Here is a 20,993-nt window from a genome sequence, read left to right on the forward strand (position 1 = left end):
CCCGGACCCGATGGATTCGGCCGGAACCGTCCCCGGGCACTTCGGCGTGACTTGCTACTGCCGCGCCGATGTTGCTTGGATGGAAAAATGACCACCGCTGAAGCTGCTCCCCCGCCCGCGCCCGACCGCCCCACCGCAAACGCTGCAGAAGGCTCCGCCTCCGAACCCGTCGACGAGAACATCTGGCTCGAGGAGATCTACGGCGAGGAACAGCTCGCCTGGGTCCGGGAACAAAACGCCCGCACCGAGGAGCTGTTAGAGGATCCGGAGTACACCGCCCTGGAAAACAGCATCCTCGACGTGCTCGATTCCACCAACCGGATCGCCATGGTGGGCAAGCACGGCGACTGGTACTACAACTTCTGGAAGGACCGCGAGAACCCCAAGGGCCTCTGGCGCCGGACCAGCTGGACCAGCTACCGGGGCGGGTCCCCGGAGTGGGACGTTCTGCTGGACGTGGATGCCCTGGCCGCGGCGGAGGGTGAGGAGTGGGTCTTCCACGGCGCCAGTTTCCTGCGCCCCGCCGCGGGGGAGCCGCACCGGCGTGCACTGCTGGCCTTGTCCCCCGACGGCGGCGACGCGAACCGGTACCGGGAGTTCGACGTCGAGTCCCGCAGCTTCGTGGACCCGGCGGCCGGCGGCTTCGACCTGCCCACAGCTAAGGGCAACGCCTCCTGGCTGGACGCGGACACCCTGCTGGTCGCGTCCACGGCCGAGGGGCTGCCCAGCACCACGTCCTCCTACGCCCGGACCGGCGTCTCGCTGCGCCGCGGCGGGTCCCTGGCCACGGCCGAGCGGCTGTTCGACATCCCGGCCGAACACATGATGGCGCTGGTGGCGCATGACTCCACACCGGGCTTCGAGCGGACCTTCGCCGTGGACTGGATCAGTTTCTTCGAAAAGACCACCTCCGTGCTGCGCGACGGGGAATGGGTAACCATCGACGTACCGGCCGATGTAAACATCAGTTCACACCGCGACTGGCTGCTGTTCCGGCCGCAGCAGGACTGGACCGTGGGCACCGCCACCTATCCGGCCGGCTCGCTGCTGGCCGCCGGGTTCGAAGCCTTCCTGGCCGGCAGCCGGGACCTGTCCGTGCTGTTCGCTCCGGACGGGCACACCTCCCTCCAATCCTGGAGTTGGACCCGGGACTTCCTGCTGCTGAACCTGCTCCACGATGTCTCCTCGGAGATCCGGGTCCTCGATCCGCAGCAGCCCGGAACGGACACCGCCTGGGCGTCCACCGTGCTTGATGCCTGCCCGCCGCTGCACGATGTCAACGCGTTTGCCGTCGACGACGAGGACACCGCCAGCGGCTCGGACGACGCCCCTGCCACCGGGAACGCATCCCCCGGTGCGGGAAACGACTTCTGGCTCCTCGCGACCGGCTTCACCACGCCGAGCACCCTGACCCGCGGAACCCTGAAGCGCGCCCCCGGCGGCGCCGGTGTGGAGAGCACCCACGAGGTGATCCGGTCCTCCCCCTCGTTCTTCAACGAGGCGGCCTATGAGGTCCAGCAGCACTTTGCCATCTCAGAGGACGGCACCCGGGTACCGTATTTCCAGGTGGCGTCCAGGGATCTGGTGCTGGACGGCCAGAACCCCACACAGCTCTCCGGCTACGGCGGCTTCGAGATCTCCCGGACCCCCGCCTACAGCGGCGCGGTGGGCCGGGCCTGGTTGGAACGCCGCACCGAGGAATCGGCCGGGCACGACGGGGACGCCCCGCATAGCCGGGGCGGGGTCTACGCGGTGGCCAACATCCGCGGCGGCGGGGAATACGGACCCTCCTGGCACCGCGCGGCTCTGCAGGAGAAGCGGCACCGGGCCTACGAGGACTTCGCCGCGGTGGCGGCGGATCTGATTTCCCGCGGCGTGACGTCCCGCGAGCGGCTCGGCTGCGTGGGCGGCTCCAACGGCGGCCTGCTGGTGGGGAACATGCTCACCCGGTACCCGGACCTTTTCGGCGCCGTGTCCTGCGGGGTCCCGCTGCTGGACATGCGCCGCTACACCAAACTGTCCGCCGGCTACTCCTGGATTGCCGAGTACGGCGACCCGGACGATCCCGGTCAGTGGGAGTTCATCAAGACGTTCTCCCCTTACCATCTGCTCAAGGACGGGGTGGAGTACCCGGAGACGTTTATCTGGACGGCCACGTCGGATGACCGGGTGGGACCGGTCCAGGCACGGAAGATGGCCGCGCGCATGCAGGCGATGGGCATCCCCAACGTCTGGTTCCACGAGGCGCTCGAAGGCGGTCACGCCGGAGCCTCGGACAACCGGCAGGCCGCGGCGCTGCAGAGCCGCAGCCAGCACTTCCTGTGGCGGGCGCTGGCCGGGCGCGGCGCCTGATCCCGGACCGCCCAAGGGAACACCGCGGGGTCACGTCGGGCCCATCCGGGGCCCCACCATGGGCCGGAAGTGACCCCGGGGTGGCCGTTTTGCCTTGCATGGCACCTTCTGCGTATCCTTGGTTGGCTAGTTAATAGCAATTGGAGACGTGCCAGAGCGGCCGAATGGGCTTCACTGCTAATGAAGTGTGGGGCACAACTCCACCGGGGGTTCAAATCCCCCCGTCTCCGCGTTTGGCCCCGGTCCCTGGACCGGGGTCTTTTGCGTTTCCGGGCATGGCGTTACCTGACATGGCGTTACCTGACATGGCATTTCCGGACATGGCATTCCGGGCATGGCATTTCGGGCATTGCATTTCCGGACAGGGCGTTTTCGGGCATTGCCCGGAGTCCCGGGTGTGTTCGCAGGTTGGGGCGCAGGTCCGGGTACCGGACACCCGGCGCCGTCCGGGAACCGGGGTGGCAGGATGGGGCCATGGTGAGCAACCCCGTGCCCGGAGGCAGCGCGTATGACGCGATCATCGTCGGCGGCGGCCACAACGGCCTGGCCGCGGCAGCGTATCTGGCCAAAGCCGGCCGGAGTGTCCTGCTGCTGGAACGACTCGAGCAATCCGGCGGCGCGGCGGTGTCCGCCCAGGCGTTCGCCGGCGTCGATGCGCGCCTCTCGCGCTACTCCTACCTTGTAAGCCTGCTCCCGCAGCAAATCATTGACGACCTTGGCCTGCGCATCCGGCTGGAGCGGCGCCGGTATTCCTCCTACACCCCCGACCCGCTCGACAGCCGCCGCGGCCTGCTGATTGACAACGCGGACGCGGATGCAACCGCGGCGTCCTTTGCGGCCGTCGGGGCCCCGGAGGACGATTACCGCGCGTTCACCGGGTTCTACGCCGGCTGACCGAGGCCCTCTGGCCCACCCTCACCGCTCCGCTGCCGACCCGCTCCGAAGCCCGGATCCTCGCATTGCGCGCCGGGGCGGAGGAGGTGTGGAACGCCATGGTCGAGCACCCCGTCGGGGAGGCCATCGCCGGCTCGCTCCGGCACGACCTGGTCCGGGGCGTGGTGCTGACCGACGCCCTGATCGGCACCTTCGCCCGCGCCGGCGACGCCGACCTGCAGCAGAACATCTGCTTCCTCTACCACCTGATCGGCGGCGGATCCGGGAACTGGGATGTGCCCGTCGGCGGAATGGGGGCGGTGTCCGGCGAGCTTGACCGGGCGGCCCGGGAAGCCGGGGCGGTGATTCGGACGTCCGCGGAAGTCACCGCTGTCGGCCCGGAAGGAGTGGTCAGTTACCAGCACGACGGAACGGAACACACCGCTACCGCCACCTGGGTCCTGGCCAACGTGGCCCCCGTGGTCCTGGACCGGCTCCGGGACCCGGCGGCTGCCGGCGTCGTCACCTCCGGTGCCGGCCGTAACCCCAACCATCTTCGGGAGGGTGCGCAGGTCAAAGTGAACTTACTCCTGACCCGGCTTCCCCGGCTGCTGGATCCGGCGGTCAGCCCGGAAGCTGCATTCGGCGGGACCTTCCACATCAACGAGACCTGGTCCCAGCTGGACGCCGCCTACCTCGCCGCTGCAGCCGGAACCATACCGGACCCGCTCCCCTGTGAGATCTACTGCCACTCGCTGACGGACCCCAGCATCCTGTCCCCGGAACTGCAGGCCGCCGGCGTGCACACCCTGACCGTGTTCGGCCTGCACGTCCCGGACCGGCTGATCACAGCGGATAACAACGAACGACGCCGTGCCGAACTGCAGGCGGCCGTCCTGAAGTCCCTGAACTCGGTCCTCGCCGAGCCCATTCAGGACCTGCTGCTGACCGGTCCGGACGGGCAGCCGTGCATTGAGACGAAGACCACCCTGGACATTGAACGGGCCGTGGGCATGCCGCGGGGCAACATCTTCCACGGCGGCCTCGACTGGCCGTTCGTGGAGGACACCGCTCCGCTGGACACTCCGGCCCGGCGCTGGGGTGTCCAGACGGATGACCCGCGGATCCTGATCTGCGGGTCGGGTGCCCGGCGCGGCGGTGCAGTCAGCGGCATTGGAGGGCACAACGCGGCGATGGCAGTGCTCGAATCCGGACCGCCGGACGCCGGCACCCTCGCAACATGGCGGACTCCGCAGGGCTGAGCCCGGCGGTGGTCAGCCGGCCTGGCCGAGCACCAACGGCAGCACCGCGCCTGCGCCGGCAAGCCGGAGGGCCCGGCCGGCAACCGTTACGGTCCAGCGGCTGTCGACCAGATCATCAATCAACATCACGCTCTGGCCTTGGATTCCGGCCAGGGCCGCTTCGAGCTCCGGTCCCACCACGAGGCGGTCCCAGACCCCGGCAAGCCGGTAGGCGCTGTTGCCGCCGCGCCCGCCGGTGGGTCCGCCGTGCTCCAGCTGCAACTGCCCGAGATAGGGGATCCGGCCGATCTCGGAGATGCCCCGCGCCAGGGAGTCCACCAGTGCGGGTTTGCCGCGGGACGGGACGCTGATGATGGCGGCGGGCCGGCCTGCCCCGCTCCAGCCGGGTGTGCGGGGGTCACCGGCGCCCCATTCGCGGAGGACCTGGACGCACGCCTGAAGCATGCCCGGATCCACGGCGCGGTCTGGAGCTCCCGCGCCGAAGGCTTCGCGCAGGGCACCGCCCCAGCCGAGGTCGGTGAGCCGGGCCAGGGCACGGCCTGCGGCGACGCTTTCGTCGGGCTTGATCTTGCCTTTCACCGGCACGCCCAGCCGGTCCATGCCGCTGGGCCACTGCAGCCGGGGTTCCAGCGGCACACCGGCGCGGCTCAGCGTCTGGCCGGCGGCTTCGGTGGCCGACGCGGCGATATCTGCCGGAAACCACTGGCCGGCGCAGTTATCGCAACGGCCGCAGGCCCGGGCCGTTTCGTCGTCCAGAACGGAGGTGATGTATTCCATCCGGCAACCGGCGGTGTCCTGGTAGATCACCATCGAGTCCTGCTCGTCCACGCGGGCCTCGGCGATCCGGCCGTACCGCTCGGCGTCGTACGTCCACTGCTGCCCGGTGGACCGCCAGCCGCCACCCACGCGCTCCACGGCCCCGTCCACCGCCAGGACCTTCAACAGCAACTCCAGCGGGGTCCGGCGCAGATCCACGCGCGCCTCCAGCGCCACGGTGGACACTGCCGTTCCGGCGTCGGCGAGGGCGCTGAGGACGGCGCCGGCTTTCTCTTCCGAGGGCATGGACGCCGTGGCGAAGTACTGCCAGATATCCCGGTCCTCGGACCCGGGCAGCAGCAGGACATCGGCGTTGGCAGCGCCGCGGCCGGCACGGCCGACCTGCTGGTAGTACGCCACCGGCGAGGACGGCGCCCCCAGGTGCACCACGAACCCGAGGTCCGGCTTGTCAAAGCCCATGCCCAGGGCGGAGGTGGCCACGAGCGCCTTAACCTGGTTGTCCTTAAGGAGCTGCTCCGCGCGTTCGCGGTCCGCGGGGTCGGTGCGCCCGGTGTAGGCGAGCACCTCGTGTCCGGCTTCGGCGAGGAGCCGGGCGGTATCCTCGGCGGCGGAGACGGTCAGTGTGTAGATGATGCCGCTGCCCGGCAGGTCTTTCAAATGCGTCAGCAACCAGCCGAGGCGGTCCCGGGAATCCGGCAGACGCAGCACGCCCAGCCGGAGCGACTCACGTCCCAGGGCGCCGCGAATGGTGAGCACCCCGGCACCCAGCTGCTCCTCGATGTCGTGGACCACCCGGGAGTTGGCGGTGGCGGTGGTGGCCAGCACCGGAATGGAGTCCGGCAACTGGGTGATCAGGTCCGCGATGCGCCGGTAATCCGGCCGGAAATCGTGGCCCCAGTCGGAGATGCAGTGGGCCTCATCGATGACCAGCAGCCCGGTGCGGCGGATCAGTTCCGGCAGCTGGTTTTCCCGGAAGGAGGGATTGGTGAGCCGCTCGGGCGAAACCAGCAGGACATCGACCTCGTCCGCGGCGAGTTGTTCACGGACGGTGTCCCATTCCAGCTGGTTGGCGGAGTTGATGGCCACTGCACGGACCCCGGCCCGCGCCGCGGCGGCCACCTGGTCACGCATGAGCGCCAGCAGCGGCGAGACAATCAGGGTGGGCCCGGCACCGCGGCGCCGGAGCAGCAGGGACGAGACGAAGTAAACCGCCGACTTGCCCCACCCGGTGCGCTGGACCACGAGGGCCCGCCGGCCGCCGTCGACGAGCGCCTCGATCGCCTCAAACTGGCCGTCGTGGAACTCCGCCTGGGGGTGCCCGACGAGTTCTCGCAGCACCTCCTGCGCCTGCTCCCGGGTCCCGCCCAGCCCTGCTGGGACAGCGGGGGAAGCGGACAGGACTGCAGCGTTCTCGGAATTAGCCATTGGTTCAGTATCCCAGCCCCCTCCGACAGGCGCGAAGCCGCCGGCTCCGCCGTGTGGACAATTCCGGCGGATCCGGGATAAAACGAAACCACCGGAGTACCTCCACCCCCTGATTGGGCTGCGACGTAGGATAAGACGCGTGACTACGGACCAGACGAAGACATTTGACCTTTCGGCCTCCTTCAAGGCCTACGACGTGCGCGGCATAGTCGGCGAATCAATCACCGCGGAGATCGTCGAGGCCGTGGGTGCTGCCTTCGTCGATATCCTGCAGCTGGAAGGCCAAACGGTCCTGGTCGGCGGAGACATGCGCCCCTCCTCCCCCGAATTCAGCAAGGCCTTCGCCAACGGCGCCGCCCGGCGCGGAGCCAACGTCCAGCTGCTCGACCTCATCTCCACCGATGAGCTCTACTACGCCTGCGGTGCGCTCAATGCAGCCGGCGCCACGTTCACGGCCAGCCACAACCCCGCCGAATACAACGGCATCAAAATGTCAAAGGCCGGCGCCGAACCCATTTCGTCCGAAACCGGGCTCAAGGAAATCCAGGCCCGCGCCGAGGAATACCTCAACGCCGGCTCCATTCCCGCCGCTGCCACCCGCGGCCTGATCGGGGTCCACGACGTCCTCAAGGGCTACGCCGAGTACCTGCGCAGCCTCGTGGACCTGCGCGGCTCCCGCCCGCTGAAGGTGGTAGTGGACGCCGGCAACGGCATGGCCGGCCTCACCACGCCGGCAGTGCTCGGCGACGTCCTGCTGCCCAAGCTCCCCCTGGAGATCGTTCCGCTGTACTTCGAGCTGGACGGATCCTTCCCGAACCACCCCGCCAACCCGCTCGAGCCGGAGAACCTGCGCGACCTGCAGGCGGCCGTCGTCGAACACGGCGCGGACATCGGACTGGCGTTCGACGGCGACGCGGACCGCTGCTTCGTCATTGACGAAAAGGGCGAACCCGTCTCGCCGTCCGCGATCACGGGGATGGTGGCCCGCCGCGAGATTGCCCGCGCCCAGGCACTCGGCGAAGCCACTCCCGCCGTCATTCACAACCTGCTGACGTCCCGCGCCGTCCCGGAACTGGTAGCCCGCCACGGCGGCCGGGCCGTACGCACCCGCGTGGGGCATTCCTTCATCAAGGCCGAAATGGCGGCAGAGGGTGCCATCTTCGGCGGCGAACACTCCGCCCACTTCTACTTCCGCGACTTTTGGAACGCAGACACCGGCATGCTTGCCGCGATGCACGTCCTTGCCGCCCTCGGTGAGCAGGCCGGTCAGCTGTCCGATCTTGGCCGCGAGTACGAGCCCTACGTATCCTCCGGCGAGATCAACTCGGAAATCGATGACAAGGCCGGCGCCGTGGAACGGGTCCGGCTGGACTTCCGCTCCGAGGACGTCACGGTGGATCACCTCGACGGCAGTACCTTCACCGCCACGGACGGCAGCTACTGGTTCAACCTGCGCCCTTCCAACACCGAGCCGTTCCTCCGCCTGAACGTCGAGGCCACGGACAAAGCCACCATGGAGCGGGTCCGCGACCGCGTCCTGGCACTGGTCCGAGGCTAGGGCCGTGACGGAACTGCCAGCGCAGGCCGGCGCGGTTTCCGCGGCAAACGGTTCGTGGCGGGACAGCGTCCCGGAGGCCAGCGCCACAGACCTGGAGAACCTGCTGGGCACCGGAGTCGGCGCCGCCCAGGAACAACTCGAGCGCAACGGCGGGTTCCTGCCGTTCGCCCTCGTCGTAGAGATCGACGGCGAGGTCCGACTGGTCGCCGTCACCCCCGCCGACGCGGCCGAGGGCACCGGCGCCGACTTCGATGCGGACTCGATGATCAATGATCTTACGGAACTGCTGCGCCAGCACAGGGACGAATTCCGCGCCGCAGCGATTGTCTGCGACATCACCTTGCTGGAGGAGGCCTCGGACGCGATCCATGTGGCCGCCGAACACCGGGACGGCTCGCTGTTCGCCGCGGTCCTGCCCTACGCAGCGAACCCCGCGACGCGTGAGCTGGAGTTCGGCGAGCTCTCCGCTGATACCAACGAACCAGGCGTGTGGGTGGACTAGACCGCCGTATGCTGGTGGTATGAAGATTAACGCCTTCGCGGATGTCAGCCTGCGTGCCATGATGGTGCTCGCGGCGGCGCCCGGCGGTGCACTCCTCACCACCCAAAGCATCGCCGACGCCGTCGGGACGCCGTACAACCACGTCAGCAAGGCGATGGCGAAGCTGCGCGAGCTGGGCATGATCGACGTCGAGCGCGGCCGGCACGGCGGTGCCCGGCTCAGCAGTGCCGGGCAGGTCGCCACCGTGGGCCAGCTCCTGCGCCAACTGGACACCCGCACGGACCCTGCCGACTGCATCGCTACCGGCGGGGTGTGCCCGCTGATCAATGAGTGCCGCCTCCGCGGAGCCCTCTCCCGCGCCCGGGAGGCGTTTTACAGCGAGCTCGATGGTCTCGTCGTCGCGTCCCTGCCGACCGAACGGCAAATGGAGCCGGTGTTCCAGGCGATCGGCCTGCGCCCCGGCCTGCTCAGCCCCAGCCTCTGACCTGTCCCGCCGCGCCCGGGAATCCTACCGATTTGGTGTTACTTTCTACGCCCTGTAGAACTGAGATATAAATACTCGCATTTTCAATACAAGTATTTTCACCGGTCCGGCTGACAGACGCGGACCACTATCTCAGGAGTCAACATGCTCTCGGACAAGTCCTTCCCCGTCATCGAGGCCACCCTCCCCCTGGTGGGGTCCCGGATCGGTGAGATCACGCCCAAGTTCTACGCCAGCCTTTTCGCAGCGCACCCGGAACTGCTGGACGGGCTCTTTAGCCGCTCCAACCAGCGCAACGGCAACCAGCAGCAGGCCCTGGCCGGAAGCATCGCCGCTTTCGCCACCCATCTGGTGAACAATCCCGGAACCCTGCCGGAGACGGTGCTCGCGCGCATCGCGCACCGCCACACGTCCCTCGGGATTACCGAACCGCAGTACCAGGTGGTTTACGAACACCTCTTCGCCGCCATCGCCGATGACCTCGCCGACGTCATCACCCCCGAAATCGCCGAAGCCTGGACCGAGGTCTACTGGCTGATGGCCGACGCATTGATCAAGCTCGAAAAGGGGCTGTACGCTGCACAGGCGAACGACTCCATGTGGAGCCCGTGGCGGGTTGCCGCGAAGACCCCTGCCGGCACCGGCTCCCTGACGTTCATCCTGGAACCGGCCGACGACACCCCCATCACCCCCGCCCTCCCGGGCCAGTACGTCAGCGTCAAGGTCGCCCTCCCGGACGGACTCCGCCAGGTCCGCCAGTACTCGCTCTCCGGCGACGCCGGAACGAGCCGCAGCTTCACCACCAAGAAGGACGACGGCGGCGAAGTCTCCCCCGTCCTGCACAACGACGTCCAGGTGGGCGACATCCTGGAGATCTCCAACCCCTACGGCGAGATCACCCTTCAGGAAGGCGACGGCCCCGTGGTTCTGGCCTCGGCCGGCATCGGCTGCACTCCCACTGCCTCCATCCTGCGTTCCCTTGCCGCGTCGGGCTCCGACCGCCAGGTCCTGGTGCTGCACGCGGAGAGCGACCTGGACAGCTGGGCGCTGCGCAGCCAGATGACGGACGACGTCGCACGTCTCGACGGCGCCGACCTCCAGCTGTGGCTCGAACGCCCCGTAGCCGGCACGAAGGAAGGGTTCATGAGCCTGCGGGAGGTTGATCTCCCGGCGAACGCGTCCCTGTACCTGTGCGGGCCGCTGCCGTTCATGAAGAACATCCGGAACGAGGCCATCAACGCCGGAATTCCCGCCACCAAGATCCACTACGAGGTCTTCGGCCCGGACATCTGGCTGGCCAGCTGACTCACCACCGCATCCCTGCTGGCGGTTCTTGCCTTAGCGCGCCGGCGGGCAGCTCAGGGCGGATGACGGCCTGCCAGCCGCCCCGATCTGCCCACGAAACGCGCAACCCACAACTGCGGTGACCAACGACGGCGGCCCCGCACCTTTCGCAAGGTGCGGGGCCGCCGTCGTTTGATCCGGGCTGTCAGTGCTCGGCCATACGTTCCTTCAGACCGTCAAGCTCGGAGCGCAGCGCGTCCGGCAGCGAGTCGCCGAACCTCGCGTACCACTCTTCGATGGAGGCCAGCTCTTCATCCCACTCCGCACGGTCCACGCGGACAGCGTCTTCGACGTGCGCGTGCGTGAGGTCCAGGCCGGAGAGGTCCAGCGAGTTCCCGGCCGGCACGAAGCCAATGGGGGTCTCGACGGCGTCCGCCTTGCCTTCGATGCGTTCGATGGCCCACTTCAGCACGCGGGCGTTGTCGCCGAAGCCAGGCCACGCGAAATCGCCGTCGGCCGTACGCCGGAACCAGTTGACCAGGAAGATGTGCGGCAGACGTTCCGGATTTGCCTTACCCGAGACACTGATCCAGTGCTTCAGGTAGTCGCCGGCGTCGTAACCGATGAACGGCAGCATGGCCATCGGGTCACGCCGCAGCACGCCGATCTGGCCGGCGGCGGCCGCCGTCGTCTCGGAGGAGAGGGTGGAGCCCATGAAGATGCCGTTGGTCCAGTTGCGGGCCTGGGTGACCAGCGGCACCGTGGTCTTGCGGCGTCCGCCGAACAGGATTGCAGAGAGCTCCACGCCGTCGGGGCTGAAGTACTCCTCGGCCAGCATGTCCACCTGCGAGATGGGGGTGCAGAAGCGGGAGTTCGGGTGGGCTGCCGGCTTGTCCGAATCAGGAGTCCAGGAATTGCCCTGCCAGTCCGTCAGGTGGGCGGGAACCTCATCGGTCATGCCCTCCCACCACACGCCGCCCTCATCCGTGAGCGCAACGTTCGTGAAGATGCTGTGGCCCTTGGCTATGGCGCGCATGGCGTTGGGGTTGGTGCCCCAGCCGGTGCCGGGGGCGACGCCGAACAGGCCGGCCTCCGGGTTGGTGGCGCGCAGTTCGCCTTCCTTGCCGATCCGCATCCAGGTGATGTCGTCACCCAGGGTCTCGACCTTCCAGCCCTCGATGGTCGGGTCCAGCAGGGCGAGGTTGGTTTTGCCGCAGGCGGACGGGAACGCGGCGGAGATGTAGTAGTTCTTCTTCTCCGGCGAGGTCAGCTTGAGGATGAGCATGTGCTCCGCGAGCCAGCCTTCATCCCGGGCCATCACGGACGCGATGCGCAGGGCGTAGCACTTTTTGCCCAGCAGGGCGTTGCCGCCGTAGCCGGAGCCGAAGGACCAGATGGAGCGCTCCTCGGGGAAGTGCACGATCCACTTGTCCGGGTTGCAGGGCCAGGTGACGTCAGCCTGGCCGGGGGCGAGCGGTGCGCCCAGGGAGTGCAGTGCCGGGACAAAGAAGGCGCTGGTGGCGGTGATCTTCTCCAGCACCGCGGTGCCGATGGTGGCCATGATGCGCATGGAGGCGACAACGTAGGCGCTGTCGGTGATCTCCACACCAAACTTGGGATCCTCGGCATCGAGGTGGCCCATGACGAACGGGATGACGTACATGGTGCGGCCGCGCATGGAGCCGCTGAACAATCCGCGCAGCTTCTCCTTCATTTCCGCCGGGGCCATCCAGTTATTGGTGAAGCCGGCATCGCGTTCGTTCTCGGAGCAGATAAAGGTCTGCTCCTCGACGCGGGCCACATCGGCGGGGTCGGAGAAAGCCGCAAAGGAATTGGGGAACAGCTTCTCGTTCAGGCGGGTCAACGTGCCCGCTGCGACAAGTTCGTCCGTAAGCCGGGTGTTCTCCTCCTCGGAGCCGTCCACCCAGTGGATCCGGTCCGGCTGGGTCAGTTCAGCAACCTCTTCGACCCATGCCAGCAGTCCGGCATGTGTGGTGGGTGCTTTTTCAAGCAACGGCAGTCGCGCCAGATCTCCCATTACGGTTCCCTTCCTCGGGTTCAGTCGTGTGTCCTAAATGTAGGGCTAGATCACCCCCTAAAAAGGGGGCCAGATATGGGATGTCCGGGCAGCAGGAAATTGAAAACCCCGGGAATTCAAGGAATCCGCCCCGTCCAAAGCCCGCAATTTGTGACTAAGGTCACGTAGACCGGTCTAGTCATCCATATTACACCCGCTCCGATTTGTCAGTACGGCCCCACCTCGCGTAAAGTAATTCGAGGTTCGGGGAGCAAGAAGTTCCGGACCGGCATATGCGCCCATAGCTCAGCTGGATAGAGCGTCTGTCTACGGAACAGAAGGTCAGGGGTTCGAATCCCTTTGGGCGCACTGTGAAAACACAGTGAAGACAATCAAAAAATCACAGTGAAAAAGATCCGCACCGGTCCACCGGTGCGGATCTTTTGGTTTAACCCCAGCCGAGGTCGGGGGCCGGCGGTCCGGGCGCGACGGCCAGCGTGGCGCCCCGCAAGGGGCCGGCGGCGGCGCCACCCGGCGCCACCCGGAACCGGGCCGGGCCGGGCGTAGGCTTTTGCCATGACGGCTCAGGTGAAACGGGAATTTGATGTCATCGTGATCGGTGCGGGCGCCGTGGGCGAGAACGTGGCGGACCGCGCGGTGCAAGGCGGACTGACGGCGGTGCTGGTCGAAGCCGAACTTGTCGGCGGCGAATGCTCCTACTGGGCCTGCATGCCATCCAAGGCGCTGCTGCGCCCGGGCACCGCCCTGCACGGCGCCCAGACGGTGCCCGGTGCCAAGGAGGCCATTACCCAGACCCTGGACACGGCCGCCGTCCTGAAACGCCGCGACTACTTCACCTCCAACTGGCAGGATGACAGTCAGGTCACCTGGGTCGAGGACACAGGGATCGAACTCATCCGGGGCCACGGCTGGATTACCGGCACGAGGGAAGTTGAAGTTGCCGGGCTGGACGGCAACAGTTACGCGCTCACGGCACGGCACGCCGTCGTGGTGGCCACCGGGTCCGCGCCCGCCGTGCCGCCCGTTGATGGCCTGTCCGACGTCGACTACTGGACCACGCGTGAAGCGACCTCCGCGCAAGCCATTCCGGACAGACTGGCGGTCCTTGGCGGGGGCGTGGCCGGCACAGAGCTTGCCCAAGCCTTCGCCCGGCTGGGCTCCACGGTCACGGTGGTTGCCCGCGGCGGCCTGTTGGGCGCCTTTCCGGAGGAGGCCAGTGCCCTGGTGGCGGCCGGTCTGCGGGCGGACGGGGTCAGTCTCCGTCTTCACACCGGAACCACGGGCGTCCGCGCGAACAAGGACGGCTCCCTCACTCTTGAGCTGGAGGGCGGCAGCACCGTGACGGCGGACAAGCTCCTGGTCACCACCGGCCGGCATCCAGCCCTGGAAGGACTGGGGCTGGAACGTGTGGGCCTCACCGCCCCGGAGGGCCAGCACCTGCGGCTCAGCACGGACGCCACCGGCCTGGTGGCGGAGGTTCCCGGGAACGACGCCGACCCGTGGCTGTACGCTGCCGGCGACGCCGCCGGGAAAGTCATGTTGACCCATCAGGGCAAGTACGAGGCCCGCACCACAGGAGACGCGATCGCGGCCCGGGCCAAGGGCGAACTTGGCGCGACGGCGGCGCCGTGGAGCCGGTATGCCCGGACAGCTGATGACCACGCGGTGCCCAGCGTCGTGTTCACGGATCCGGAACTGGCGAACGTGGGCCGGACGGTGCAGCAGGCGGAAAGGGATGGCTACAAGGTGTCCTCCGTGGAGTTGCCCATCCAGGTGGCCGGATCCTCGCTGCACGCCGAACGGTACGAGGGGTGGGCGCAACTGGTGGTCGACGAGGACCGGAAGGTGCTGCTGGGCGCCACCTTTGCCGGCCCGGATGTGGCCGAACTTCTGCACGCCGCAACCATAGCCGTCGTCGGAGAGGTCCCGCTTGACCGGTTATGGCACGCCGTGCCGGCCTACCCGACCATCAGTGAAGTCTGGCTGCGGCTCCTCGAGGAATACGGGCTCTGAACTCCGGCCGCAGCGACACCGCCGGCTTCTATTTGAACTGACCAGTCAGTTCGGTTAGCCTTGTCGTAGACATTCATCTGCGAAAGGCTTCCCGTGCTCCGCGTGCAACAGCTCTCCGTGGACGGCAGACGCGACGAACTTCTGCCGGCCACCTCCCTTCAGGTCCGGCGCGGGGAGCTCCTGCTCGTCACCGGGAAGCGCCAGGACCAGCGCACCACACTGGCGCTGGCCCTGAGCGGACGGTTCAAACCCGCCGGCGGCCACTTCGAGTGGGACGGCACGCGGTGGAACGGAAGCACCAAAATCAAGGCGTTGCGGCAGGCGAGCGCCGTCGTCGACTCCCCGGGGGTGAACGAACCCGAGCAGCACCTCAGCGTCCGTGACCTCGTCACTGAAGACCTTGCCCTGGTCCCGCGCCGCTACCGGGGGTCCCTGCTCAGCAAGCCGTGGCTCAAAATCAACCGGTTCGAGGACATCGCGGACCTCTGGACCGAACAACTTCCGGCGGCCCGGCGGATAGAACTGCTCACTGCCCTCGCCCTGGCGAACCCCAACACGGATCTGCTCGTGGTGGATTCCCCGGACCGTCACGGCGATCCCAACGACTGGTTGCCGCGGCTCCAGGAACTGGCCTACGACGCCGGGCGCCCGCTCGCCGTCGTCGCCACCGTCCTGCATCTCCCCGACGGCTGGACCGGACCGGCAGCAGAAATCGGCAACGCGGCCACTCCCGCCGACACCGCCACCGAACCCGAACCCGAACCCCTCGAAGCTCCCACCACCTCCGAAACTGAGGACGCAAAGTGACTGTGCTGCGGCTTGCCCGCTCTGAACTCAAACGCATGACCGGCGGCCTGCTGCCCAAGCTCACCATTCTGGCGCTGACCATGGTTCCCCTGCTCTACGGCGCCGTGTACCTGTACGCCAACTGGGATCCTTACGGAAAGCTGAACCAGATCGATGCGGCCCTGGTGGTGGAGGACACAGGCGCCACATCCGCCGACGGCACCAGGCTCGAGGCCGGACGGAAAGTCGCCGACAGCCTCGTGGACGCGCACACCTTCAACTGGCAGACAGTTACTGACACCGCAGAAGCGGACGAGGGCGTGAGCACGGGCAAGTACGCCTTCGCGTTGAAGATTCCCCAGGACTTCTCAGCAAACCTCGTCTCCCCCGGCAGCTTCGACGCCGCCAACCAGGCCATGCTCAATGTCACCACCAATGACGCGAACAACTACCTGCTGAGCACCATTGTGGACAAACTCACCACCGCCGTGCACGCCACCGTGGCCACCGAGGTGGGCGAGGAAACCGCCAACCAGCTCCTCACCGGATTCGGAACCATCCACGCCCAGATGCTCAAAGCCTCCGACGGAGCCAAGGAGCTCGCCGACGGCGTCGGGAGCCTCCACGAAGGGACCGTCACCCTTCACCAGGGCACCGGCGAACTCAGGACCGGCACCGCCGATCTCTACAACGGCCAGCTCAAGCTCCGGGACGGTGCCACCTCCCTCAGTACGGGAGCCAGCAAACTCGGGGGCGGCCTGACCCAGCTTCAGAACAAAACCGCCACCCTGCCGGCTGATTCCCAGACGCTCGCGGACGGCGCAGCGCAAGTCGCGGCAGGCAACGCCACGCTCAACACCAAGGTGCAGGCCCTCGCCGGCCAGCTCACCGCGGCCGAACAGGCCGCTGCCCAGGCACGGCGCGGCCTGGTGGTCGCCTCCAACAACCGGCTCGTCGCCGCCGGGACCATCACCCCGGTCCAGGCGGAGGCGATCCTCGCGGACTTCGACGCGGCTGCTGCCCCGCCCGCAGCCGCGGGTCCCGCCGCTGCGTTGAAGACCGCGGCGGGCCAGATCCAACAGCTGGCCGACGGTTCCGCCGCCGTCAGTGCCGGAGCTGCCAAACTTGCTAAAGCCACCCCCGCCCTCACCACTGCCATCGCCCAGGCCTCCACCGGCGCGGACCAGCTGGCCGCTGGGGCCGCCACTCTCGCCGCGGGGCAGCAGAGCGCCCTCGACGGCGCCGGGAAACTCTCCGCAGGCGCGCAGAAGCTCGACGACGGCACGGCCCAGCTGGAGAGCGGCGCGGCAACAGCCGCCGACGGCGCCGGAACGCTGGCAACCGAGCTCGCCAAGGGCGCCGGCCAGGTTCCCAACCCCGATGACACCCAGAAGAACAGCATCGCCAAGGTGATCGCCGATCCGGTCGCCGTCAGCAACGTCTCGCAAGCCAAGGCCGGTTCCTACGGCGCGGGCCTGGCTCCATTCTTCCTCACCCTGGCCCTGTGGATCGGCATCTTCATGCTGGTCCAGGCGATGCGGCCCGTCACCCAGCGGGCCCTGGCCTCGAACGCCCCGGCGTGGAAAATCGCCGTCGGCGGCTGGCTTCCCTTCCTGGCCGTCTCGGCCGTCCAGGCAAGCCTGCTCACCCTGGTGGTCGACGTGGGACTCGGACTCAATCCTGCCCACCCCTGGCTCATGTGGTTCCTGATGCTGGCCGCTGCGATGGCGTTCAGCGCCATCATCCAGGGCGTCGTGGCGCTGCTTGGTACACCGGGCAAACTCGTGGTGCTCATCCTGCTCGTGCTGCAGCTGGTCTCCTCCGGCGGCACCTTCCCCTGGCAGACCACGCCGGAGCCGCTGCACGTGGTGCACCAGATCCTTCCGATGGGATACGTGGTCAACGGCATGCGGCACCTGATCTACGGAGCCGACCTCGCCGTCATCCTGCCCACCGTGCTGGGTTTGCTTGGCTACACTTTGCTGGGCACAGCCATGTCAACCCTCGCCGTCCGGAAACACAAGTTCTGGACCCTCAAGTCCCTGAAGCCGGAGATCGCCGTATGAGCAGCCCCACGGACACCACGAAGAAGCTCAGACCGGCGCGCACCAACGCGACCAAGCAGAAGCTTTTTGAGGCCTCGATGGAACTGATTGGCGAGCGCGGCGTGGCCGGCGTGACCGTCGATGAAATTGCCGCGGCGGCCGGAGTGTCCAAGGGCACGGTCTATTACAACTTCGGCAGCAAATCGGATCTGATCGCCCAGCTGCTGCACCATGGCGTGGACATCCTGTTGGCCCGGCTGCTGAGCGTCAGGGACGATTCGGTGGACCCGCTCATGGCCATGGACGAAATGATCGGACAGGCCATGGACTTCATGGACGAGTACCCGTCCTTCGCCCGGTTGTGGGTCAGCGAGAACTGGCGGACCCACAGTGAATGGCAGGACACCTTCACCGAGCTCCGCGGACGACTGCTGACCGTAGTGGGAGCAGCGATTGACGCCGTCGCTGCCGTCTACCCCGTGGACCCTGCCGTGTCCAGGGGCAGCCTGGAGACCGCCATTTTCGGCGCGTGCTTCGTGGTGGGCCTGGATCGGCAGACCTACAACCCGGAGCGCACGCGGGAGCAAAGCGTTACGGCAATCATGGCCTCCATGCGCGGCTACGTCGTGAAGTAGTCCCGCTCGGGGATGATTGTCTTCATGGGCCACCTGGGTAACTGCGGCAAGTTCGCCATCGGAGCGTTTGTCACTGCGCTGGCACTGCTGGTGCTGGCCGGGATCACACTGCACGAAACGGTGTTCGCGTGGTTCCTTACGGCCTCCGCCGCAGCGTACGTGGCCTGCGTCTCGGAGGTGGTCATCCGCCGGCGGCACCGCACCCTGGTGGCCAGCGGAATCGGGAGCACCCTCTTCACCGCGTTCAGCATCGCGTTCCTGCGCCAATGGGGCCTGGCTTTCAACGCAGACCCGGCCGCGCTGTCGTCCCCCGTGGATTCAATCCATCCGGACTTGTACTTCTACCTCGCCGCCGCCGCCGGCGCGGCCACCTTGCTGTTGTTGCTGGCCGGAACCGTCCTGCCGGGCAAGAGGGGGCGTCCGCGCAGGGGAAGCACCGGTGCTCCCCTGCGCCGCCCGGCGGCAACCGCGCGGGGCCCGGTGTCGGCCACAAGGGGACCGGCGTCGGCCACGCGGCGCCCGGCGGCCCAAACTGCCCGCCGAACGCCGCCACGCGCGCCGTCCCGGGCAGCGGCCCCCCGCCCGGCTGCCCGGTCCACGACGCAAAACACGACCCGCCAGCGCGGCGGTGCCAGCAGGTAAGTCCTCAGAGATTCCGGGGAGGATCGCTGCGGGGTTCGCCGGTGTGGCCTTGCTCAGGTGGAAGCTCACTGCCGGGGACCTCAGTGCGGTGGGCTTGCTCGCCCGCCAGGGGGGAGGCCTGCTCGCCTTGGCCGGGGTTGCGGTCGCTGCGGTCTCGGCGCAGCTCCTCCGTGCCTGCAGCGTCCCGGGACACATGGTCCTGTCCGTGGCCGCGTTTGCCGGTTGCGACATCGGGGTCCAGCTCATCGGCCTTCCGCAGCTGGTCCTGCACGCCGGAGCGGACCTGCTCGGCTTCCTGCTGCCGGCCGCGGGCCTCCTCCCGGAGCCGCTCGGCCTCCACTTCCGCCTGTTTGGCATCCGCCTCGGCGCGTGCTGCCTTCGCCTCGCGCTCCCTCGCGCCGATCTCCTCGGTCCTGGCCTGGTCCCGCATTTCCACCGCCTTGGTGCGGTTTGCCGCTGCCTTGCGTTTGCGGCCGAGCATGATGGCCACGATCACGATCGCCAGCACCACCACGATGCCGATGATGAGTCCAATAAGCTGTCCTGAATCCACGATGATTCCGCCTTCTCTCTCGATCGCCATACGTCCGCGAGTGAACAGCATCAGTAAACCGCAGAATGGGGCGCCTGACTATGCACCCGGACAGCGGACCTGAACGGGGCAGGCGTGGCCGGAAAGCTACGTGGCCCGTGGAACCTTGAAACGCGTGAGTTTCGCGTCCTGGCCGTCCAGTTCAGCCCAGGATTTCTCGGTCTCCAGAATGGTCAGCGCGCTGGTGGGGTACCGTGTGGCGGCGTCCATGTACGCATCGTGGCTGGAGTCGCGGGAGGCCAGGTGCATGGCAAGGTCCTGCACGCCGGGCATGTGCGAAATGACCAGGAGGGTGGTCACGGTGTCCGGAACGTGGTTAATGACAGCCAGCATCCGCGATGCGGAGGCCGCATAAAGCCCCTGCTCCAGTTTCGGCGTCGGTGCCTTGTCTCCGAGCTCGTGGCAGACCCAGGTGCACGTCTGCCGCGTGCGCAAGGCACTGGAACAAAGAATGAAGTCGGGGACCACGCCGTGCTTCAACAGCCATCTGCCGGCTTGCGGGGCGTCACGGTGGCCGCGTTCTTCCAGCGGCCGGTCGTGGTCGGCGACGCCGCCGGGCCAGTCCGCCTTGGCATGGCGCATGATCACCAGCCGTCTCATGTGATGCGCGCTCATGGAACCAATCCTAGTGGCGCACGGGCGGGTCGCCGCGCGTGCGAATGGCGTTAACGCCCAGGCGCCCGCCCCGCGTGCGGGACAGGCGCCTGGGCCGGGCTGAACGTTAGATCGAGTATTCCGGCGCGGCCCAGACCACAACTTCGGGATGCTCGTAGAACCGGTAGCCCTGGCCGCGAACGGTCCGGACTGTGTTGGCGAGGCGGCCCAGCTTGGAACGTAGACGGCGGATGTGGACGTCGATGGTCCGCTCATTGGGGACTTCTTCGGCGTTCCGCCACAGCCCTTCGAGCAGTTCATCACGGCCTACGGTCCGGGTGCCGTTCTCCACCAGGTAATTGAGGAGCTCGAACTCCTTGAAGGTGAGGTTCAGGGATTCCCCGTCGAGTGCCACTTCCCGGCGGGCGAGGTCGATCAGCACGCCGGAGGGCCGCGGGTCCTGCGGCTGCTGCAGGCGGGCGGCGTCCGAGCGCTGGCGGGCACCCACCGTGGGGTCACCGAAGGTGGAACGGACGACGTCGAGCGCGGAACCGGTTGCGCCGGCCGGGGCGACGGCGACGGCCGCATAGCTTTCAGCGCCGGAAACCAGGGACTGGGCGTAGGCGCGGATCTCCTGGGCGAGCTTGGCGATGGACGTGCCGGCAGCCGCGGCGGTTTCCTCATCGATCCCCATGTAAAGCACAAAACCGCGGGCAACGTTGTCGTTCGGAACGGGACGGACGGGGCTTCCGGTCCCGGGAGCGATCACAGGAGTCGGTGCCGTGGCCGGTGCCGGCGGAACAGCGCGGAGCTGGCCGTAGGAGGTGGGGTTGTATCCCTGCGGCGCGAAGCCGGCTGCGGGGAAGCTGTTGCCGGACCCTGCAGGGGCCAAAGGTGCCCGGCCGCCGAAGCCCTGGCGGATCCCGGAGGCCTGGCCGGCCTTGCTGGCGTTTCGGACGGAGATGTGGACGTATCCGGATGCAACTGACATGGAATGCTTACCTCAATGTGAATGGCCGTCATCGCGGCTCGAATGCTACTTTTCCCGCAATGAAACTGGGGAGGGCGCCCGACGCCGGGCTGGGGCGAATGCCTAGAAACTCTTGGGGTGTAAAAGTTAGGCGTGCATTC

At 67.6% G+C, this 20,993-nt stretch carries 15 protein-coding genes, 2 tRNA genes and 1 pseudogene; 13 read left to right on the forward strand and 5 right to left on the reverse strand.

Annotation, left to right across the window (positions count from 1 at the left end; genetic code table 11):
* Window positions 1–87: 87 nt before the first annotated feature.
* The 3 genes and pseudogenes from RCH15_RS11085 (at window position 88) to RCH15_RS11095 (ending at window position 4,487) form a co-directional block, all read left to right on the forward strand.
* The gene (locus tag RCH15_RS11085; RefSeq protein WP_326960719.1) at window positions 88–2,352 is read left to right on the forward strand and encodes a prolyl oligopeptidase family serine peptidase; all 2,265 of its coding nucleotides are present in this window, start codon (window positions 88–90) and stop codon (window positions 2,350–2,352) included.
* Window positions 2,353–2,494: 142 nt separating this feature from the next.
* Window positions 2,495–2,582 (forward strand) — tRNA-Ser (locus tag RCH15_RS11090).
* A gap of 244 nt (window positions 2,583–2,826) precedes the next feature.
* Window positions 2,827–4,487, forward strand: a pseudogene (locus RCH15_RS11095) (phytoene desaturase family protein).
* Between the two features lie 12 nt (window positions 4,488–4,499).
* On the opposite strand, the gene RCH15_RS11100 reads toward RCH15_RS11095, so the two are convergent.
* Window positions 4,500–6,689 carry a RecQ family ATP-dependent DNA helicase gene (locus tag RCH15_RS11100; RefSeq protein ID WP_326960720.1) on the reverse strand — a complete coding sequence of 730 codons (2,190 nt, stop codon included), beginning with the start codon at window positions 6,687–6,689 and terminating at the stop codon, window positions 4,500–4,502.
* A gap of 139 nt (window positions 6,690–6,828) precedes the next feature.
* On the opposite strand from RCH15_RS11100, the gene RCH15_RS11105 reads away from it, so the two are divergent.
* From RCH15_RS11105 to RCH15_RS11120, 4 genes are all read left to right on the forward strand, one after another.
* Window positions 6,829–8,247: a phosphomannomutase/phosphoglucomutase gene (locus RCH15_RS11105; RefSeq protein ID WP_326960721.1), complete on the forward strand. Its 1,419-nt coding sequence runs from the start codon at window positions 6,829–6,831 to the stop codon at window positions 8,245–8,247.
* Window positions 8,248–8,260: 13 nt separating this feature from the next.
* On the forward strand, window positions 8,261–8,749 hold the full coding sequence (locus RCH15_RS11110) for a hypothetical protein (RefSeq protein ID WP_326960790.1): 489 nt from the start codon (window positions 8,261–8,263) through the stop codon (window positions 8,747–8,749).
* 19 nt (window positions 8,750–8,768) lie between these two features.
* On the forward strand, window positions 8,769–9,233 hold the full coding sequence (locus RCH15_RS11115) for an RrF2 family transcriptional regulator (protein ID WP_326960722.1): 465 nt from the start codon (window positions 8,769–8,771) through the stop codon (window positions 9,231–9,233).
* Window positions 9,234–9,377: 144 nt separating this feature from the next.
* Window positions 9,378–10,538: a globin domain-containing protein gene (locus tag RCH15_RS11120; protein WP_326960723.1), complete on the forward strand. Its 1,161-nt coding sequence runs from the start codon at window positions 9,378–9,380 to the stop codon at window positions 10,536–10,538.
* A gap of 184 nt (window positions 10,539–10,722) precedes the next feature.
* On the opposite strand, the gene RCH15_RS11125 is transcribed toward RCH15_RS11120, so the two are convergent.
* A complete protein-coding gene (locus RCH15_RS11125; RefSeq protein ID WP_326960724.1) occupies window positions 10,723–12,555 on the reverse strand; it encodes a phosphoenolpyruvate carboxykinase (GTP) in 1,833 nt (610 codons plus the stop codon).
* 274 nt (window positions 12,556–12,829) lie between these two features.
* Between RCH15_RS11125 and RCH15_RS11130 the strand changes: the two genes are divergently transcribed.
* The 6 genes from RCH15_RS11130 (at window position 12,830) to RCH15_RS11155 (ending at window position 18,676) form a co-directional block, all read left to right on the forward strand.
* Window positions 12,830–12,903, forward strand: a tRNA-Arg gene (locus RCH15_RS11130).
* A gap of 207 nt (window positions 12,904–13,110) precedes the next feature.
* Window positions 13,111–14,568, forward strand: coding sequence for a dihydrolipoyl dehydrogenase family protein (locus RCH15_RS11135; RefSeq protein ID WP_326960725.1), 1,458 nt, complete (start codon window positions 13,111–13,113; stop codon window positions 14,566–14,568).
* Window positions 14,569–14,661: 93 nt separating this feature from the next.
* Window positions 14,662–15,375: an ABC transporter ATP-binding protein gene (locus RCH15_RS11140; protein WP_326960726.1), complete on the forward strand. Its 714-nt coding sequence runs from the start codon at window positions 14,662–14,664 to the stop codon at window positions 15,373–15,375.
* Complete coding sequence (locus tag RCH15_RS11145) at window positions 15,372–17,420, forward strand: YhgE/Pip family protein (protein ID WP_326960727.1); 2,049 nt, start codon at window positions 15,372–15,374, stop codon at window positions 17,418–17,420. Before RCH15_RS11140 ends, RCH15_RS11145 begins: the two co-directional genes overlap by 4 nt.
* The gene (locus RCH15_RS11150) at window positions 17,417–18,034 is read left to right on the forward strand and encodes a TetR/AcrR family transcriptional regulator (RefSeq protein ID WP_326960728.1); all 618 of its coding nucleotides are present in this window, start codon (window positions 17,417–17,419) and stop codon (window positions 18,032–18,034) included. Before RCH15_RS11145 ends, RCH15_RS11150 begins: the two co-directional genes overlap by 4 nt.
* Before the next feature lie 24 nt (window positions 18,035–18,058).
* On the forward strand, window positions 18,059–18,676 hold the full coding sequence (locus RCH15_RS11155) for a hypothetical protein (protein ID WP_326960729.1): 618 nt from the start codon (window positions 18,059–18,061) through the stop codon (window positions 18,674–18,676).
* A gap of 4 nt (window positions 18,677–18,680) precedes the next feature.
* Here RCH15_RS11155 and RCH15_RS11160 read toward each other — a convergent pair whose 3' ends face one another.
* From RCH15_RS11160 to RCH15_RS11170, 3 genes are all read right to left on the reverse strand, one after another.
* Entirely contained in the window at window positions 18,681–19,259 is a 579-nt protein-coding gene (locus RCH15_RS11160; protein WP_326960730.1) for a hypothetical protein, read from the reverse strand.
* 96 nt (window positions 19,260–19,355) lie between these two features.
* Window positions 19,356–19,883 (reverse strand): SixA phosphatase family protein, encoded by a 528-nt coding sequence (locus RCH15_RS11165; RefSeq protein ID WP_326960731.1) that lies wholly within the window; start codon window positions 19,881–19,883, stop codon window positions 19,356–19,358.
* 106 nt (window positions 19,884–19,989) lie between these two features.
* Window positions 19,990–20,853 carry a winged helix-turn-helix domain-containing protein gene (locus tag RCH15_RS11170; protein WP_326960732.1) on the reverse strand — a complete coding sequence of 288 codons (864 nt, stop codon included), beginning with the start codon at window positions 20,851–20,853 and terminating at the stop codon, window positions 19,990–19,992.
* Between the last annotated feature and the right edge of the window lie 140 nt (window positions 20,854–20,993).

It is taken from the genome of Arthrobacter sp. MP_M4 (genome assembly GCF_035984855.1).
Lineage (GTDB): Bacteria > Actinomycetota > Actinomycetes > Actinomycetales > Micrococcaceae > Arthrobacter.

Coding starts and splice junctions, on each gene's coding strand:
- RCH15_RS11125 (WP_326960724.1), bottom strand. CDS start 12,555: ATGGGAGATCTGGCGCGACTGCCGTTGCTTGAAAAAGCACCCACCACA.
- RCH15_RS11085 (WP_326960719.1), top strand. CDS start 88: ATGACCACCGCTGAAGCTGCTCCCCCGCCCGCGCCCGACCGCCCCACC.
- RCH15_RS11155 (WP_326960729.1), top strand. CDS start 18,059: ATGGGCCACCTGGGTAACTGCGGCAAGTTCGCCATCGGAGCGTTTGTC.
- RCH15_RS11170 (WP_326960732.1), bottom strand. CDS start 20,853: ATGTCAGTTGCATCCGGATACGTCCACATCTCCGTCCGAAACGCCAGC.
- RCH15_RS11120 (WP_326960723.1), top strand. CDS start 9,378: ATGCTCTCGGACAAGTCCTTCCCCGTCATCGAGGCCACCCTCCCCCTG.
- RCH15_RS11165 (WP_326960731.1), bottom strand. CDS start 19,883: ATGAGCGCGCATCACATGAGACGGCTGGTGATCATGCGCCATGCCAAG.
- RCH15_RS11135 (WP_326960725.1), top strand. CDS start 13,111: ATGACGGCTCAGGTGAAACGGGAATTTGATGTCATCGTGATCGGTGCG.
- RCH15_RS11160 (WP_326960730.1), bottom strand. CDS start 19,259: ATGGCGATCGAGAGAGAAGGCGGAATCATCGTGGATTCAGGACAGCTT.
- RCH15_RS11115 (WP_326960722.1), top strand. CDS start 8,769: ATGAAGATTAACGCCTTCGCGGATGTCAGCCTGCGTGCCATGATGGTG.
- RCH15_RS11150 (WP_326960728.1), top strand. CDS start 17,417: ATGAGCAGCCCCACGGACACCACGAAGAAGCTCAGACCGGCGCGCACC.
- RCH15_RS11100 (WP_326960720.1), bottom strand. CDS start 6,689: ATGGCTAATTCCGAGAACGCTGCAGTCCTGTCCGCTTCCCCCGCTGTC.